Source organism: Proteus vulgaris (assembly GCF_023100685.1).
Taxonomy (GTDB): domain Bacteria; phylum Pseudomonadota; class Gammaproteobacteria; order Enterobacterales; family Enterobacteriaceae; genus Proteus.
In genome coordinates this window covers 3,031,853-3,049,360 of the sequence record NZ_CP090064.1, presented here as the reverse complement: position 1 = coordinate 3,049,360, position 17,508 = coordinate 3,031,853, and the positions used below count along the sequence as shown (strand labels likewise).

Genomic DNA, 17,508 nt, shown 5'->3' with positions numbered 1-17,508 from the left:
TCATCAGTAAAATATTGAAGGCTCGGTATTTCGAGCCTTTTTTGTTTTTTAAACTTTATTATTGAATTTGCTGTTTCCATAATTGGTAATAAAGCGCTCTATTTTCAAGCAAATTAGAATGTGTTCCTTCTTCTAATATCCGTCCTTTATCTATGACATAAATATAATTTGAATGTGCTAAGGTATTGAGACGATGTGCAATACTAATCACGGTTCTGTTTTTACAAATCCGAGGTAAATTTGCCAAAACTTGCGCTTCAGAGATGTAATCTAATGCTGATGTGGCTTCATCTAAAATAAGAATACGTGGGTTTGTTAATAAAGCTCTTGCCAGTGCAATACGTTGGCGTTGCCCTCCTGATAAATTAGCTCCTCGCTCTCCGACTTGAGTGTTAAATCCCAAAGGAAGTTGCTCAATAAACTCTAGAGCGCCTGCAAGTTGGCATGCTTCTATTAATTCTCTTTCATTTGCATTGGGCTTTGATAAACGAATATTTTCGATAATAGATCCACTAAATAAAAAACTTTCTTGTAAAACAATGCTAATACTTTGGCGTAATGAGAGAGGATCGGCGATAGCCAAATCCATGCCATCAATATAAATTTGTCCTTGTTGAGGCGTATAGAGACGTTGAATTAAACGTGTAACGGTACTTTTTCCTGAGCCAGAGCGACCGGTAATACCAATAAATTGTCCAGCAGGAATAGAAAACGAGAGAGATTCAATAACATCTGGCGTATGAGCGGTATAACGAAAATAGACATTTGAAAAATCAATACGACCTATGATTTGGGGTACTGTTGCTAATCCATAATATTGATGTTCTGTCGGCGTATTTAAAATTTCACCGATACGACGTAGAGAAATCGTTGCTTGTTGAAAATCCTGCCAGCATTGTGCTAAACGTAAAATAGGTTGTGTGATATGCGCAGTAAAGAGATTAAATGCAATAAGTTCACCCACGGTCATTTGTGCATTAATAATTAAATTAACACCTTGCCACAAAATAATCGCCGTTGTGATTTTATGAATGATAAATATAAGCTGCTGAGCTAATAAAGTTTTTTTAGTAGCTGAAAACCGTTTGTTAATATGGTCGGTGAGTTTATATTGCCATTTGTCGATAAAGCGATTTTCTGTTGCTGTAATTTTGATAGTTTCTATACCGTTCATTGTTTCGGTTAATAGGCTGGTATTATCAGCATTAGCTTGATATTCCTGTTCAACCCAATAACGAATAAGAGGGCCAAGGATCAGCCAAAGTGTAAAATAAATAATTAATGCCCCTAACGTTACCCAAGTTAATGGTGTGGAATAAGTAAACATTACAGAAATAAACACAATAATAAAAATCAGGTCGAGCACTAACATTAATGCGGAACCAGTAATAAATTGACGAATATGTGAAAGCTCTTGAATACGAGCAATTATTTGGCCTGACTGTCGCTGATTAAAAAAAGCACTCGGTAAGCGAATAAGATGCTGATAAATTTTTCCTGAAAAATCGGCACTAAATTGGCAAGAAATAAATGTATACAGTTTGTCTCTTAGAAAAAGATAAACAGGTTCGGTAATTGCTATTAAGAGTAATAAATAACCTAATAGATGTAAGTTTGATAAATTTCTTCCAGTTAATACCTTATCAATTAATGTTTCAAAAATTAAAGGGTTAACTAATGCGAAGAGTTGGCTACAACATGATAAAATAAAAATCAGTAAGAGTGATTTTTTTTGTTTTAAAATAGTAGAAATAAACCAATTAATATCAAATTTATTACGCAATGAGGTGTGCTGTTGATTGCTTATTAATACTATACTTAATTTTTGTTTTTTATCTATTCTATATTCAATGGTAATATTGCTTTCGAGATCGAATATTATCAAAAACTTTTCATTTTTTTCTTTTAAAACATACCATTTGTTATTTATTTCAATAAGGGTATCAATAAGATGATGTTTTTTACTCTCATAATCAATAATATCGAATTTACAGTTTAAATTAAGTAATTGAGCTGCTTCTAGAATGTTCCATTCATTAAATGAAGTGTCATTTCCAAGAAAATGAAAAATGTTCTCCCTTTTTATGTTTCTATTATTTTTTTTAGAAAAGTAAATTAATCCATCAATAATAGAGCAAGGATATTGTTTCATTTTTGCTACATTAGTTATATTTTCCATGATATTAAATACCCAATCCTATTTTTCAGTCAGTGCGTTATATCGATAAACTTCTATTGGGCTTAAAATATAATCAATAACACGGCGTTTATCTGTAATTATCTCAGCGACTAAAGACATCCCCGGAGTAAGTTGATAATATTGATTATTCTTTTCAATGGTTTGTTTATTTAATTTAATTGTAGCGGGGTAAACTAAACCTAATTGTTCATGTTGAATAGAATCTTTAGCGATATTAATAATTTCCCCTTCAATTGTGCCATAACGAGTATAAGGAAAAGCATCTATTTTTATCATCGCTTTTTGTCCAATATGAATAAAACCGATATCTCTATTGAGAAGATTAACCTCTGCAAAATTCTCTTGATGATTGGGTACTATCGTCATGACATTTTGTGAAGGTTGTAATACGCTGCCGAGTGTATAAATAGAAATTTGTTGCACTGTTCCTGTGATGGGTGAACGTACTATTTTGAGTTGCTGTCGCTTTTGGAAATGATTAAGATTTTGAGTATAAATTAATAACTCGCTCTCATATTTCTTATACTTATCATGCCATTCTAGTTTTTTTTGTTTTTCTAATTGATTTAAATTTTTATTTAATTGTTGTTCTTGGCTTTTAATAATATGTAATTCTGCATTCTTTATTGTTATTGAACGATTTATTTCTAATAATTCTTTTTCACTTTCAAGATATTCCATTTTGCTAATTATTTTTTTATTGTAAAGATTTTCTCTAATAATAAATCGTTGCTTTATGTTTTTTTGTATCTTTTTTAAAGACAATAGATCATTGTAAGTTAATGTTTGATTTTTATTATTTACTTCAATTTCGGTTTCTAATACATTTATATTGCTATCAAATTCATCTTTTTCTTTCTGATAACCTAATAAGATTGATTTTTTTATTTTATTATCTAATTTATTAAAATGATAAAGATTTTTAGGTGATACTTCTTGGCTCAAGGCTTGATAGCGAATTTTAAGTAATAGTAGATCATCCCTTTTTTTTCTTATCCCTTTAATTTCCTCATCAATACCCAATATATCAAGTGTTAATAAAGCATCACCTTGATTAACTTTTTGCCCATCTTTTACATGAAGAATAGCCAATCGACTAGGCTCATGTATTTGAATTATTTGGGAACGACCAGTAACGACAAGCTTACCCATTGCAGGGGATTGCACATCTAATTTCCCAAAATAAATCCACAAAATAAAAGCCACAATACTGAGTGAAATGATAGAAGCAATATAACGACTATAAGGGGTCAATGGTTTTTCTATAAGAGCTATATGATTAGGATAAAAATCATAGTAGAGCGACTTTTTATTAGGTTGAAAGACCGTCGATAATAAGTGTTTTATATTTAGTTTCATGCTCAACATCCTTGTTGAATTTGCCAAAGTTTTTTGTAATCACCGTTATTTTTAATTAAAACTTCGTGTCTCCCTTCTTCTACAATTTGTCCCTTATTTAACACAATAATACGATGACAATCTCGTATTGTTGACAGACGATGGGCAATGATAATTACGGTTTTATTTTGTGTAATAAGTGGAAGGTTATTTTGAATAATCGTTTGAGAATCATCATCTAACGCGCTGGTAGCTTCATCAAAGATCAAAATTTTAGGTGATGTTAATAAGGCTCTAGCAATAGCAATACGTTGGCGTTGCCCTCCTGATAAGGATGTTCCTCCCTCGGTGATCAAGGTGTCATATCCTAACGGTAATTTTAAAATAAACTCATGTGCACCTGCGATTTTTGCAACATCAATCACTTCTTCTAAAGAAGCTTGGGGGTGCATCAGTTTAATATTGTCAAAGATCGTTAAGTGAAATAAAAAATTTTCTTGTAGTACAAAACCAATTTGTTGGCGTACACACTTTAAATGAAGCTGTGATAGCGGAATATTATCAAATTTTATACAACCTGATTGTGGTGTATACAGACCCGAAATCAGACGCGCTAAGGTGCTTTTCCCCGAACCGGAAGTTCCCACAATACCAATAACTTCATGTTTTTTTATCTGTAATGAAATATTGCGTAAAATAAGTGGTGTATTATTTTGATAACAGAAACTTACGTTATCAAACGTAATGTCACCTTGAAGTTTGGTGTTTGAGCCTATGATATTTTGCTCATTAGGTAGATTAAGAATATCTTGTAAATTATAAATGGCTGTTTTTGTTCTGATATATTTTCCCCAAACATCAATAGCGACTGCTAAAGGTTGTAGGCAATATCCTAGTAGCATAATAAAGGCAATTAGCTGACCAATTGTCATTGAGTGTGAAATCACTTCATAAGCACCTAGCCATAGCAGTAATGCTGTTGTTGTTTTATTGATAAATAGCACAATAAAGCGAGAGAGTGAGTCTATACTCTGAAGTGTTAAATTTTTACAGGTAAGCTGATGAATTTGTGTATGCCATTGTTGTGTAAATCTAGGCTCCAGAGAAAGGCTTTTAATGGTTTCGATGCCACTTAAACTTTCGGTAAGAAATGCCGTATTGGTCGCTATTTTTTGATAAAGCTGTTGAACGGCTAGTTCTATCTTTGGGGCAAGCAATTTAGCCAAAATAAAATAAAGTGGAAGGGTTGCCATAAAAAATAATGTTAGCTTTATTGATAAAATTGCCATGACAAAGATAAATATAAAGATAAAAGAAAAATCGACAAATAACATTAATAATGTATTGGTGATAAAATCTCTAATAATATCTAACTCTTTTACTCGAGTTACAATGATCCCAGTTTGTCGAGACTTAAAGTAACTTATGGGTAATTTTAATAAATGGTTAGCCATTTTTAAACTTAAGCTGATATCAATTTTATTTGCGGTATGATGATATATATATTCTCTAATGCCTTTCAAAGTTCCTTCTGAAATAGCAATAAAGATCAATCCAACTACTAATACATCAAGTGTTGATAATGCTTGATGTACAATTACTTTGTCCATAATGATTTGTGTAACTAAAGGACTAGCCAAAGATAATAACTGTAAGATTAATGAATAGAATAAAACACGATAAAAAATAGCTTTATAGCGTATGAATATAGGGAAAAACCAATTGATATCAAAATGATGCTGTGCTTTAAAATCAAGGTGATAAGCATGGATTATATTTATCTTAATGATTTTATCTTTATTAATTTTCTCTATTTTATGAGTTTGATAATTATAAATAAGAAAATCATTTTTATTTTGTTTTAATAATATGAATAAATTTTTACTTTCGTCATAAAAAATAATTTTATGATTAAGTTGTTTTTTAAATATAAGTGATGATTTTATTTTTTTTAATTTAAATTTATATTCTTTTTCTAAATCCTTTATTGTGTGATTGTTTTTTATTTCTATTTCTTTGTTTTTAGTTAGGCTGATAATAATGTTAATGCATTTTATAAGATGAACATCTTTTTCATTTTTCATTTAAATAAAAATACCTTTAGATTGGTTGGGGTATAAAAAGGTATTTAAAGTTTTTTCTAAAATAAAAAATATAAAAAAACACAGATAATGTTCGGTGTTTTAAAATGAGTTGTTCAGAATATTAAAAATTCCATATTTTTTCTGGAGTGATGATCTCAGGTAATGGAACATCCCAATTTGCAATAGGGAGATGTTCAACTTGTTGGCAAGCATGAGCAAGCCCTATTGGATAAAATGATTTTTGTTGCCAGTTTTCTAACGTTCTATCGTAAAAACCGCCTCCCATACCTAATCGTTGGCCTTGAGCATCAAAAGCCACTAATGGTGTAAAAATAATATCGATATTATCTGGGGGAATAACTGCATTTACATTTAAAGGCGGTTCTGAAATTGCAAAGCGATTTTTCACTAAAACAGTGGTTGGTGTATAACGTAAAAAGAGAAGATGATGGCGATGAAAAGGGTGTAAAACGGGTAAACAAATCTGTTTCTTCATTGCCCATAATTGTGAAATTAAAGGTGATGTATCAATTTCACCATCAAAAGAGAGAAATAAGGCAAGGGTGTGTGCATGTTGGATTTTGGGATGACTGAGAACGCGTTCACATAATTGATATGCAGCTCGCTGCTGCTGTTGTGATGTGAGTAAACGTCTTTTTTGGCGAATTGCTTTACGTATCTCATCTCTTTGTTGAAACAGTGATGTCTGAGTCATTCATCAATCCATCAATAAGTAGTGGTCATTAAGTGGGAATTATCATTTTAGTCAATTTATCACACTTTAGAGGTAAGAAAGCGAAGAAGTTGAAGAATTAAGGAATTAGACGCATAAAAAAAGTTCTAAATATTAAGTATTTATAAAATACTCAGTATTCAGAACTTTAGTAGAGGTCTCCAAGATGCCGCCGTAGGCTGTAACCCTTGAACCCATGGTCCAAGGTGAACATAGTGTTGTTACCATTAGGCTGCCTGAACGAATCAGGTATGCTCACAAGTAACAGATCACCACATTCTATGTGTTTCGAATATCGGCTCAGGGGACTGGCCCACTGGCAAACATCTCAGAGAAATTTGGTGGATGCTGTTAAGCACCTTATCTATGAACTATTGTATTATTTTAATTGTAGAAAGCAACCTATTATCTGTGAATTTCGTGGCGTACGCATGCTTTCTGAACAAATCTACTTCGCAGTTGAAAAAGTGCGATCGTGGTGCTTGCCTTGATCGTGTAAAGCTTGTTCAATAGATTGTTGTAGCATTTTTATCTTCTCTTCCATGTTGTAGGCATAGTCTCTAGTTTTTAACTTTTCTTCTGCCAACTCATGACTCATATTTAATGCCACGATAAAAATTAAGTGCTCTGTATTGGAAACACCACTGCGCTCTTTGAGATCTTGTAATCGTTGTTCAAGTTCAGCAGCAGAAGCCAGTAAAGCATCTTTTTGTTCTGGTGGGCAATTGACACGTAATGATCGCCCAAAAATTTGAAGTTCAACGGGTTGTGCGGACATGATTCCTTCCTGACATAAAATCTGTGCTACGTGTTGAGTAGTGTATACGGTTATAACGCTGTATTAAACGCTATTACTACAAAAATTCCAATGATTAACATGGCTTAACTGGTACAGCGACTTCTATTGATGGTAGCATATCTTGAACTATTCCCCTAAATGCGACGTTTATTCTTATGTCAAAACAAAACACATTACCAAATTATCAATCTATTGATGCTTTATTACAGCAACATACTGTGCCTTTAACGGTAGCTGAAATGCACGGATTGATTACAGGATTTATTTGTGGCGCTGTGCGCGACAGCAGTTGGAAAACCTTATTGCATGATTTAACCAATGAAGGTTTAGCTTTCCCTAAAACGTTATCAGACCCACTCGAAGCGCTTTATCACATTACTTACGAACAACTTGATGACAGTGTATTTAACTTCTCAATGTTAGTTCCCGATGAATCCGAATCCGTTTTTCTAAGAGCAGATGCTCTTGCAGGGTGGGTTAATCATTTTCTTTTAGGCTTGGGTGTTGCACAACCTAAATTATCTGAGCATAAAGAGTTGACTGAAGTTATCACCGATTTACGTAATATTGGTGCGCTAGGTTATGAAGAAGATGAAAACCAAGAAGAACTTGAAGATGCGCTAGAAGAAGTTAGCGAATATGTGAAAGTATCTGTTCAACTTTGTTATATCACATTTGTCGCACCAAAAGACAAAGAAAATAATGAACAAAATGAGCAACGTATACTACATTAATGGCATCATTCATTAGATAATCATAAAGATAAACGAAAGACAGGAGTGGGTATGAATAAGCAAGAATTTTTATCCCGTCGTCAGGCATTATTAGCTCAAATGAAGCCTGCGAGTGCCGCCATCTTTTTTGCCGCACCACCAGCGCAACGTAATGCGGATAGTGAGTATCCTTATCGCCAGCATAGTGATTTCCTTTATCTAACTGGTTTCAGCGAACCTGAGGCTATTCTTGTACTGATTAAGAGTGATGAAACACATAACCATAGTGTGCTCTTTAATCGTGTAAGAGATTTAACGACTGAGATCTGGTTTGGTCGTCGTCTTGGACAAGAAGCTGCGCCTGAAAAATTAGGTGTTGATAAGGCACTTCCTTATGAAGATGTTGGTGAGCAACTTTACCAATTATTAAACGGATTAGATGTTGTTTATCACGCTCAGGGCGAATATGCATTTGCTGATGAAATCGTTTTTAATGCATTAGAAACCTTAAGAAAAGGCTCTCGTCGGAATTTAAAAGCGCCTCAAACTATTATTGATTGGCGTCCTCTCGTTCATGAGCAACGTCTCTTTAAATCTGACTTTGAACTTGAATTACTGCGTAAGGCAGGAAAAATTACAGCGTTAGCACATACTCGAGCGATGCAAAAATGTCAGCCGGGTATGTATGAATATCAGCTGCAAGGTGAAATAGAACATGAGTTCGTTTCTCACGGCGCTCGTTTCCCTTCATATAACAGTATTGTAGGGAGTGGTGAAAATGGGTGTATTCTTCACTACACCGAAAATGAAACCAAAATGCGTGATGGGGATTTAGTACTCATTGACGCAGGCTGTGAATATGAAGGTTATGCAGGTGATATCACTCGTACTTTCCCTGTCAATGGTAAATTTAGCCGTCAACAACGTGAAATTTATGACATTGTATTAAAATCCATCAATGTATCTTTGGAATTGTACAAACCTGGTACAAGCATCAAAGAAGTCACTGAGCATGTCGTGTATATCATGGTCGAAGGATTGGTTAAACTGGGCATTATGCACGGTGAAATTGAGCATCTTATTGAAACCAAAGCTTATCAGCGTTTCTTTATGCATAGCCTAAGCCATTGGTTAGGCCTTGATGTTCATGATGTTGGACATTATGGCACAGATCGTGACCGTATTTTAGAACCAGGCATGGTGCTGACTATCGAACCGGGATTATATATCGCGCCAGATGCCGATGTACCACAAGAGTATCGCGGTATTGGTATTCGTATTGAAGATGACATTGTTATCACTGAAACGGGTAATGAGAACTTAACGGCATCTGTCGTTAAAGATCCTGATGAAATTGAAGCTCTGATGGCAGGAAAAATTTAAGGCTAAAATCAGTATGAATGTGATTATTGTGGGTGGTGGAATGGCGGGTGCAACATTAGCACTGGCTCTTTCTGCATTAAACAAAGGCAATATTTCAATTTCGTTAATTGAAGCAAGAGAGCCTGATAATGGGCACCCTGGATTTGATGCAAGAGCGATTGCATTGGCCCATGGAACCGCAAAGCGGTTATCACAAATTGGGCTTTGGTCAACATTAAAACCTTTTGTTACCCCCATTAATCACGTTCATGTCTCAGATAGAGGTCATTGTGGTTTTGTTAATATTCATGCACAAGACTATGATATATCCGCTCTGGGTTATGTGATTGAGCTGCATGACGCAGGACGGCAACTCTTTGCCAAGCTAAAAAAGCAATCTAATATCACGCTTTATTGCCCTGCTAAAGTTGAACAAGTTCAGCGTAATATAGACTGCGTTGAGGTAACGCTTGATAATGGTACGCAATTAACAGGTGATTTACTGATTGCAGCAGATGGTACAAATTCGCCTATAGGCCACCAATGCCATATTCAATGGCAACGTGAGCCTTATCATCAAGTCGCCGTAATTGCTAATGTCAAAACAGAAATAAACCCAGAGGGAAAAGCCTTCGAGCGTTTTACTGAATTTGGCCCATTAGCAATGCTACCGATGAGTGAAGGACGTAGCTCATTAGTGTGGTGTCATCCGATTGAAAAATGGGATGAAATTTCACGGTGGGATGATGAAACAACCATCGCACATTTACAACGTGACTTTGGCTGGCGTTTAGGAAAAATAGAGCATATCGGTAAACGAAATTGCTATCCTTTAGCGCTACAAAAAGCCAATCAAATTATCAGTCACCGTTTAGCCTTAGTAGGCAATGCATCACAAACACTCCATCCTATTGCTGGACAAGGCTTTAACCTTGGTTTACGTGATGTTATGGCACTCGCCAATACGCTCACTCAAGCGATTAATACTAATACTGATATTGGTAGTTACCGAGTGCTCTATCAATATCAACAACTTCGCCAACAAGATAGAGAAAAAACAATCTCTATTACTGATGGGTTGGTGAAAGTGTTTGCAAATCGTTGTGTGCCACTGATTGTTTCTCGCAACTTAGGATTAATGACGATGGAGTTGCTCCCAATGATGAGAGATAAATTGGCGCATCAAACACTGGGCTGGACAGACTAGAGCGTGTTGATCTTTGATGGTCAATTTTCATCGAACCTATAAGGCTGTTTTTTAACGTCTATTTTTATTTTAAGTGGTCATTGTTAATATCAATCAATACTTAAAATAATAGATAGGTTGCTTTATAAATTTTTTTTGTTTTAAAAATAAGCAGAAAAGAACAGCGCGCTCTAAAATAATCGCTTTTTAGGATATTTTATTATGAAATCATTTGATGTTGTTATTGCTGGTGGTGGAATGGTTGGGCTTGCATTAGCCAGCGGATTACACGGGTGTGGATTACGTATAGCGATAATAGAAAATCACCCAGTAACAAAACATTTTCACCCGCAAGATGATTTTTCATTACGGGTATCCGCTATTAATACTGCCAGTGAGATGTTGCTGAAAAAATTAGGTGTTTGGGAAAACTTAAATGCTTTACGAGCAACGCCTTACCAAGGTATGGAAGTTTGGGATCAAGATAGTTTTGGTCGTATTGAATTTTCGGCACAAAAAGAAGGGTTCAGCCATTTAGGCTCTATTATCGAAAATAACCTTATTCGAGAAGTGCTTTGGCAAAAATGTGAAAGCCACAGTGATATAACCTTCTATTCATCGACACAAATTGAACGTGTTGTTTGGGGGGAAAATGATGCATTTATTACCCTTAATGATGGTGAAATGTTGACGGCAAGATTAGTTGTCGGAGCCGATGGTGCTAATTCATGGTTACGTAAACATGCAGATATTCCTCTGACTTTTTGGGATTATGAACATCATGCCTTAGTTGCTACTATTCGTACTGAACAACCCCACGACAATGTTGCTCGCCAAGTCTTCCATGGTGAAGGTATTTTAGCATTTCTACCTCTTTCTGAACCTCATACTTGTTCTATTGTTTGGTCTTTACCAAGCCATCTAGCTGAACACTACAAAAATGCAGATAAAACCTTATTTGAGCGCACATTAGGTGTGACATTTGATATGCGTTTGGGTCAATGTGAATTAATCAGTGATCGCATGACAATACCACTAACTGGTCGTTATGCACGCCAATTTGCAGCGCCTCGTTTAGCGTTATTAGGAGATGCGGCACATACTATTCATCCTTTAGCAGGGCAAGGCGTTAACCTAGGTTTTATGGATGTTGCAGAGTTAATTGGTGAGATCCGTCGCTTAAAAGCAGAGGGTAAAGATTTTGGTGAATATCTCTATTTGAGACGATTTGAGCGTCGTCGCAAACATGCGGCTGCCGTGATGTTAGCCAGTATGCAGGGATTTCGTGAACTTTTTGCTGGCAACAATCCAGTTAAAAAGCTGGTTCGAGATATCGGCCTTTCGTTAGCAGATAGTTTACCGGGCGTAAAACCAAAGTTACTTGAACAAGCAATGGGGCTTTCTGATTTACCTGAATGGTTAAGTGATAAAAATTTCACTTCAGTTGAAAAAATCTAATTCCTCTCTTATTTCACATTACTTTTATTTATATCTGACTGAAGAAATAGAACTAAAAAAATCTATTTTTTCAGTCTATTCTTTGCACTAATTCCTTTTTCACAGGAATTCCTCGCCAAAAATGAGCGCTGATACGCATAATTGCAATCATTAGTTCTGCATACTCATATCTCTCTATTATGATTGAGAGACACAATACCCTATTTTAACTTATGGTTTATTTTTTCTGACAATGCTAAGTTCAAGAAGGTGGTATCGTTTGCGTTGTACGTTAATTGCTCGTATTTGTTAAATCCCTGTTTAAAAATAAACTTAAACTCGTGATTAATACGCTGATTTCTAATCAAGTTTAATTTTATATTTAACAAATTGCGTTCTCTGAATAATCTAAAGTAAAAGTAGAAAGAGGGAAGAATGGCAAAACAGACTCCGTTGTATGATGAGCACGTAGCCTGCGGTGCTCGTATGGTCGATTTTCATGGTTGGATGATGCCACTGCATTATGGCTCTCAAATAGATGAACATCACAATGTACGCCGTGATGCAGGTATGTTTGATGTTTCTCATATGACCATTGTTGACTTACATGGCTCGCAAGTTAAAGATTTCCTACGTTATTTATTAGCGAATGATGTCGCTAAACTCACCGAAAAAGGTAAGGCGCTTTATACCGGTATGCTTAATGCTTCAGGCGGTGTAATTGATGATCTTATCGTCTATTACTTTGATGATTCTTTCTATCGCCTTGTGGTGAACTCCGCTACTCGTGAAAAAGATCTGGCATGGATTGAGCAACATGCTTCAAATTACGTGGTTGATATTACTGTTCGTGATGATTTGGCATTAATCGCGGTTCAAGGCCCTCACGCACAAGAAAAGGTTCAACGTTTATTAACTGAACAGCAACGCCAAGTTGTTTCAGCTATGAAGCCTTTTTATGGTGTAGAGCTTGATGATTTGTTTATCGCAACAACAGGCTATACCGGTGAAGCGGGTTATGAAATTGCGATGCCAAAAGAGCAAGCCGTCAATTTCTGGAAAAAATTATTAGCGGTGGGTGTTAAACCTGCCGGATTAGGTGCAAGAGATACATTACGCTTAGAAGCTGGAATGAATCTTTATAGCCAAGAGATGGATGAAACTATTAATCCACTTGAAGCTAATATGGGCTGGACGATTGCGTGGGCACCTGAAGATCGTCAATTTATTGGTCGAGAAGCATTAGAAAAATTACGCGCAACAGGCACAGATAAACTTGTTGGACTTGTTATGCGAGAGAAAGGTGTGCTACGAGCAGGTACTGCCGTACACTTTACTGATGATTTGGGGGAATTAAGAGAAGGTGTGATTACAAGTGGTACTTTCTCGCCCACATTAGGCTTTAGTATTGCATTAGCAAGAGTTCCCGCAGGTATTAAAGATAGCGCAATTGTATTAATGCGTAATCGTGAAATGCCAGTAGAAGTTGTTAAACCTGGTTTTGTTCGTTCAGGTAAAGCATTGGTATAACACGCACAATTATTTTAAATGGAGAGTAAGGTCAATGAGTCAAATACCTAGTGAATTAAAATACGCGCAGTCTCATGAGTGGGTCCGTTCAGAAGGAAATGGTGAATACACTATCGGTATTACTGAACATGCACAGGAATTATTAGGTGACATGGTGTTTGTTGATCTACCTGAAGTGGGTAGAGAAGTGGCAGCGGGTGATGATTGTGCAGTAGCGGAATCAGTAAAAGCTGCATCAGATATCTATTCACCATTATCAGGTGAAATTATCGCAGTAAATGAAGAGTTAGATGGTTCTCCAGAGCTGGTAAACAGCGCACCTTACGGAGAAGGTTGGCTATTTCGCATTAAAGCAAATAATGAAAGCGAATTAGATGACCTACTTGATGCTGCTGGTTATCAAGAGCTGGTAGATAGCGAAGAATAAAACTAAACGCCCCGTCAAACCATGCCGGGGCGTTTTTATTTATTAGCTTGTTATTTATAGCTATCACTACGTTCTTTAAGCCATGGCTATTACCTATCCATTCATCGTGAATTCAGGAAATTACTTGCAATGACACAGACTTTAAATCAGTTAGAGTATCGTGATGAATTTATTCGTCGCCATATTGGTTCATCACCAGAACAGATTAAAGAGATGCTCAGTGCTGTTGGCGTCTCCTCATTAAATGAATTAACCCAAAAAATTGTTCCAGATAATATCCAACTAGATACTCCACCAAATGTGGGAGCTGGAGCAACAGAGCAAGAAGCCTTGGCTGAACTTAAAGCCATCGCCAGCCAAAATAAGCGATTTACTTCTTATATTGGTATGGGTTATGCGCCTTCTGTATTACCTCCAGTGATTTTGCGTAATTTATTAGAAAATCCGGGCTGGTATACTGCTTATACACCGTATCAGCCAGAAGTGTCTCAAGGTCGTCTTGAGTCGCTGCTGAATTTCCAACAAGTCACTATTGATTATACGGGAATGGATCTTGCTTCTGCGTCGTTACTTGATGAAGCAACGGCTGCCGCTGAAGCAATGGCGATGGCAAAACGTGTAAGCAAACAAAAAAATGCAGATCGTTTCTTTGTCGCTGATGATATTCATCCCCAAACCCTAGATGTGGTAAAAACACGGGCAGATACCTTTGGTTTTGAGGTTGTTGTTGATAAAGCGGAAAAGGTATTAGAGCTTGAAGGTGTTTTTGGTGTGCTATTACAACAAGTTGGCACAACGGGTGAAGTTCATGATTACAGTAAGTTATTGGCTGAACTGAAAGAACGTAAAATCATTACTAGTGTTGCTGCCGATTTAATGGCGCTGGTGGTATTAACAGCACCGGGTCATCAAGGCGCTGATATCGTATTAGGTTCAGCACAACGTTTTGGTGTACCTATGGGATATGGTGGCCCTCATGCGGCATTCTTTGCTTGTCGTGATGAATATAAGCGAGCAATGCCAGGTCGTATCATCGGAGTGTCTCGTGATGCCGCGGGTAATCGTGCATTACGCATGGCAATGCAAACTCGAGAACAGCATATTCGTCGTGAAAAAGCCAACTCCAATATCTGTACATCTCAAGTTTTACTTGCCAACATTGCTGCTATGTATGCGGTTTATCATGGGCCAGAAGGGTTAAGAACCATCGCTCAACGTATTCATCGTTTAACAGATATTTTGGCTGCCGGTTTACAGCAAAATGGTATGGTCTTACGCCACCAAACTTGGTTTGATACCTTAACAGTTGAAACAGCAGACAAAGCCGCTGTATTACAACGTGCAAAAGACGCTGAAATTAACTTGCGTACTGATATTGTGGGTGCCGTTGGTGTCACATTAAGTGAGATTACAACTCGTGAAGATGTATCAAAGCTTATTGAGATCATCAGTGGTAAAGCATTGGTGGGTGATATTGATGCACTTGATAAACAAGTCGCTTTATCTTCAGCATCTATTCCCGTGTCTATGCAACGTAAAGACACTGTGTTAACACATGAAAATTTTCATCATTATCACAGTGAAACTGAAATGATGCGTTATATGCATCGTTTAGAAAATAAAGACTTAGCTTTAAATCAAGCCATGATCCCATTAGGTTCATGTACGATGAAACTAAATGCAGCTGCTGAAATGATCCCAATTACATGGCCTGAATTTACAGAGCTACATCCATTTTGCCCAGCCTATCAAGCGAAAGGCTATCAGGTGATGATTGGGCAATTGGCTAATTGGCTTGCTGCATTAACCGGTTATGATGCAATGTGTATGCAACCAAACTCTGGGGCACAAGGGGAATATGCGGGTCTATTAGCAATCCGCCGTTATCACCAAAGTCGTGGTGAAAATGTACGTCATATTTGTTTAATTCCAAGCTCTGCACACGGTACTAACCCTGCGTCTGCCCATATGGCAGGCATGACTGTGGTGGTTGTTGGTTGTGATGACAATGGCAACATTGATATTGCAGACTTAAAAGCCAAAGCAGAAAAACATCAAGCTGAACTCTCTTGTGTGATGGTGACATATCCATCAACACATGGTGTTTACGAAGAAGGTATTCGTGAAGTTTGCGAGATCATTCATCAATATGGCGGACAAGTTTATCTTGATGGTGCCAATATGAATGCGCAAGTAGGGATAACTACACCAGGCTTTATTGGCTCTGATGTTTCTCATTTAAACTTACATAAAACCTTCTGTATCCCTCATGGCGGCGGCGGTCCAGGTATGGGGCCTATTGGTGTGAAATCACACTTAGCGCCATTTGTACCAGGACATTCTGTTGTTGAAATGGAGAATGTCACTACACAAGGTGCCGTTTCTGCGGCCCAGTTCGGTAGCGCTTCAATATTACCAATTAGTTGGATGTATATTCGTATGATGGGGTCACAAGGGCTTAAACAAGCAAGCCAAGTGGCAATCTTAAATGCGAACTATATCGCGCAACGTCTGAAAAATGACTATGACATTCTTTATGCTGGTGCTGATGGTTATGTCGCACATGAATGTATTATCGATATTCGTCCATTAAAAGCGAATTACGGTATCAGTGAAATGGATGTGGCTAAGCGTTTAATTGACTACGGATTCCACGCTCCAACCATGTCATTCCCTGTTGCGGGTACATTGATGATTGAGCCGACAGAATCAGAAAGTAAAGTAGAAATTGACCGCTTTATTGAAGCTCTGCTTTCTATTCGTGCTGAAATTGCACAGGTAGATAAAGGTGTATGGCCAATTGATGACAATCCATTAGTTAATGCACCTCATACACAATATGAATTAGTGCAAGAGTGGCCACACAGTTATAGCCGAGAATGTGCTGTATTCCCAAGTGAAGCAACGAAACAAAGCAAATATTGGCCTGCGGTTAAACGTCTTGATGATGTGTATGGCGACCGCCATTTACATTGTTCATGTGCGCCAATTAGTGATTACGAATAAGCTTTAATCTAACAATATTCCTAAATAAAATACCGATGGTTAAGTTAGCCATCGGTATTTTTTGTTGTTATTTTAACCAGCCTTTTTTCTGCGCCTCTAATAATTGAGGGTAGAGATATTGCCAAAACTCTGGCCACTGTTTTTCAATAAACAGATTGCGCGCTAATACTTGTTCTAAGCGGATATTATTTTCTACCCAACTTTGACCTTCATTATGTAAGTTCATCAGCATTGGCATGGCACGATCAAGAATATTAGCAAACTGAGATTCAGGTGTTTCAGCCGCATCATATTCCAGCCATAAATTGAGGAAATATTCACTTTGTGGAGAAGGTAATAAAGCAAAAATGCGTCTTGCCGCTTTTTGCTCGTGTTCTTTGATGGCTTCACGAGCAGCAACGTCATACACCATAACGTCACCAGCGTCGATTTCAACGATATCGTGGACTAAAGCTAATTGAATAGCACGGCCCATATCTATATCGCCCGCATAAGGTTGGAAACTCATTGCAGCAACCGCAAAATGCCAGCTATGTTCTGCCGTATTTTCAGAACGGCTATTGTCTAATACATTATTTTTACGATAAACACGTTTAAGTTTATCTAATTCCATAATGAAATTAATAGTTTCTGAAAAGGGGCCAAAAGCCCCATTAGTTTGTTGTGTCATAAAAATCCATTCTGATTTAAATA

13 protein-coding genes and 1 other RNA gene are annotated in these 17,508 nt (G+C 36.8%); 7 read left to right on the top strand and 7 right to left on the bottom strand.

All coding sequences use genetic code 11. The features are described 5' to 3' along the window. Positions 1-58: 58 nt before the first annotated feature. The 6 genes from LW139_RS14710 to zapA form a co-directional block, all read right to left on the bottom strand. Positions 59-2,179 carry a type I secretion system permease/ATPase gene (locus LW139_RS14710; protein ID WP_247850138.1) on the bottom strand — a complete coding sequence of 707 codons (2,121 nt, stop codon included), beginning with the start codon at positions 2,177-2,179 and terminating at the stop codon, positions 59-61. 18 nt (positions 2,180-2,197) lie between these two features. Next, a complete protein-coding gene (locus tag LW139_RS14705; protein WP_247850137.1) occupies positions 2,198-3,559 on the bottom strand; it encodes an HlyD family type I secretion periplasmic adaptor subunit in 1,362 nt (453 codons plus the stop codon). A gap of 2 nt (positions 3,560-3,561) precedes the next feature. Continuing rightward, positions 3,562-5,622: a peptidase domain-containing ABC transporter gene (locus tag LW139_RS14700; RefSeq protein WP_247850136.1), complete on the bottom strand. Its 2,061-nt coding sequence runs from the start codon at positions 5,620-5,622 to the stop codon at positions 3,562-3,564. A 121-nt stretch (positions 5,623-5,743) separates the two neighbouring features. After that, positions 5,744-6,337: a 5-formyltetrahydrofolate cyclo-ligase gene (locus LW139_RS14695; protein WP_166540861.1), complete on the bottom strand. Its 594-nt coding sequence runs from the start codon at positions 6,335-6,337 to the stop codon at positions 5,744-5,746. A gap of 172 nt (positions 6,338-6,509) precedes the next feature. Beyond that, positions 6,510-6,693, bottom strand: a non-coding RNA gene (ssrS, locus tag LW139_RS14690) — 6S RNA. Between the two features lie 110 nt (positions 6,694-6,803). Beyond that, the gene (gene zapA / locus LW139_RS14685) at positions 6,804-7,133 is read right to left on the bottom strand and encodes a cell division protein ZapA (RefSeq protein WP_036934918.1); all 330 of its coding nucleotides are present in this window, start codon (positions 7,131-7,133) and stop codon (positions 6,804-6,806) included. 176 nt (positions 7,134-7,309) lie between these two features. Between zapA and LW139_RS14680 the strand changes: the two genes are divergently transcribed. From LW139_RS14680 to gcvP, 7 genes are all read left to right on the top strand, one after another. After that, complete coding sequence (locus LW139_RS14680; protein ID WP_247850135.1) at positions 7,310-7,888, top strand: YecA family protein; 579 nt, start codon at positions 7,310-7,312, stop codon at positions 7,886-7,888. A 51-nt stretch (positions 7,889-7,939) separates the two neighbouring features. After that, entirely contained in the window at positions 7,940-9,250 is a 1,311-nt protein-coding gene (gene pepP / locus LW139_RS14675) for a Xaa-Pro aminopeptidase (RefSeq protein WP_247850134.1), read from the top strand. 13 nt (positions 9,251-9,263) lie between these two features. Then, entirely contained in the window at positions 9,264-10,436 is a 1,173-nt protein-coding gene (gene ubiH, locus LW139_RS14670; protein WP_247850133.1) for a 2-octaprenyl-6-methoxyphenyl hydroxylase, read from the top strand. A 201-nt stretch (positions 10,437-10,637) separates the two neighbouring features. Next, entirely contained in the window at positions 10,638-11,873 is a 1,236-nt protein-coding gene (gene ubiI, locus LW139_RS14665; protein WP_247850132.1) for an FAD-dependent 2-octaprenylphenol hydroxylase, read from the top strand. Between the two features lie 414 nt (positions 11,874-12,287). Then, the gene (gene gcvT, locus LW139_RS14660; RefSeq protein ID WP_210813435.1) at positions 12,288-13,382 is read left to right on the top strand and encodes a glycine cleavage system aminomethyltransferase GcvT; all 1,095 of its coding nucleotides are present in this window, start codon (positions 12,288-12,290) and stop codon (positions 13,380-13,382) included. A gap of 34 nt (positions 13,383-13,416) precedes the next feature. Further along, the gene (gene gcvH, locus LW139_RS14655) at positions 13,417-13,809 is read left to right on the top strand and encodes a glycine cleavage system protein GcvH (protein ID WP_166540857.1); all 393 of its coding nucleotides are present in this window, start codon (positions 13,417-13,419) and stop codon (positions 13,807-13,809) included. 129 nt (positions 13,810-13,938) lie between these two features. Then, positions 13,939-16,815: an aminomethyl-transferring glycine dehydrogenase gene (gcvP, locus tag LW139_RS14650; RefSeq protein WP_166540856.1), complete on the top strand. Its 2,877-nt coding sequence runs from the start codon at positions 13,939-13,941 to the stop codon at positions 16,813-16,815. Between the two features lie 67 nt (positions 16,816-16,882). Here the strand turns inward: gcvP and LW139_RS14645 are convergent, their stop codons facing one another. Then, a complete protein-coding gene (locus LW139_RS14645) occupies positions 16,883-17,485 on the bottom strand; it encodes an HD domain-containing protein (protein ID WP_109407425.1) in 603 nt (200 codons plus the stop codon). Between the last annotated feature and the right edge of the window lie 23 nt (positions 17,486-17,508).

Excerpts from the sequence above, each read along its gene's own strand:
- LW139_RS14710 (WP_247850138.1), bottom strand. The coding sequence starts at position 2,179 with ATGGAAAATATAACTAATGTAGCAAAAATGAAACAATATCCTTGCTCT.
- gcvT (WP_210813435.1), top strand. The coding sequence starts at position 12,288 with ATGGCAAAACAGACTCCGTTGTATGATGAGCACGTAGCCTGCGGTGCT.
- LW139_RS14645 (WP_109407425.1), bottom strand. The coding sequence starts at position 17,485 with ATGACACAACAAACTAATGGGGCTTTTGGCCCCTTTTCAGAAACTATT.
- gcvP (WP_166540856.1), top strand. The coding sequence starts at position 13,939 with ATGACACAGACTTTAAATCAGTTAGAGTATCGTGATGAATTTATTCGT.
- zapA (WP_036934918.1), bottom strand. The coding sequence starts at position 7,133 with ATGTCCGCACAACCCGTTGAACTTCAAATTTTTGGGCGATCATTACGT.
- ubiI (WP_247850132.1), top strand. The coding sequence starts at position 10,638 with ATGAAATCATTTGATGTTGTTATTGCTGGTGGTGGAATGGTTGGGCTT.
- gcvH (WP_166540857.1), top strand. The coding sequence starts at position 13,417 with ATGAGTCAAATACCTAGTGAATTAAAATACGCGCAGTCTCATGAGTGG.
- LW139_RS14680 (WP_247850135.1), top strand. The coding sequence starts at position 7,310 with ATGTCAAAACAAAACACATTACCAAATTATCAATCTATTGATGCTTTA.
- ubiH (WP_247850133.1), top strand. The coding sequence starts at position 9,264 with ATGAATGTGATTATTGTGGGTGGTGGAATGGCGGGTGCAACATTAGCA.
- LW139_RS14700 (WP_247850136.1), bottom strand. The coding sequence starts at position 5,622 with ATGAAAAATGAAAAAGATGTTCATCTTATAAAATGCATTAACATTATT.
- pepP (WP_247850134.1), top strand. The coding sequence starts at position 7,940 with ATGAATAAGCAAGAATTTTTATCCCGTCGTCAGGCATTATTAGCTCAA.
- LW139_RS14705 (WP_247850137.1), bottom strand. The coding sequence starts at position 3,559 with ATGAAACTAAATATAAAACACTTATTATCGACGGTCTTTCAACCTAAT.
- LW139_RS14695 (WP_166540861.1), bottom strand. The coding sequence starts at position 6,337 with ATGACTCAGACATCACTGTTTCAACAAAGAGATGAGATACGTAAAGCA.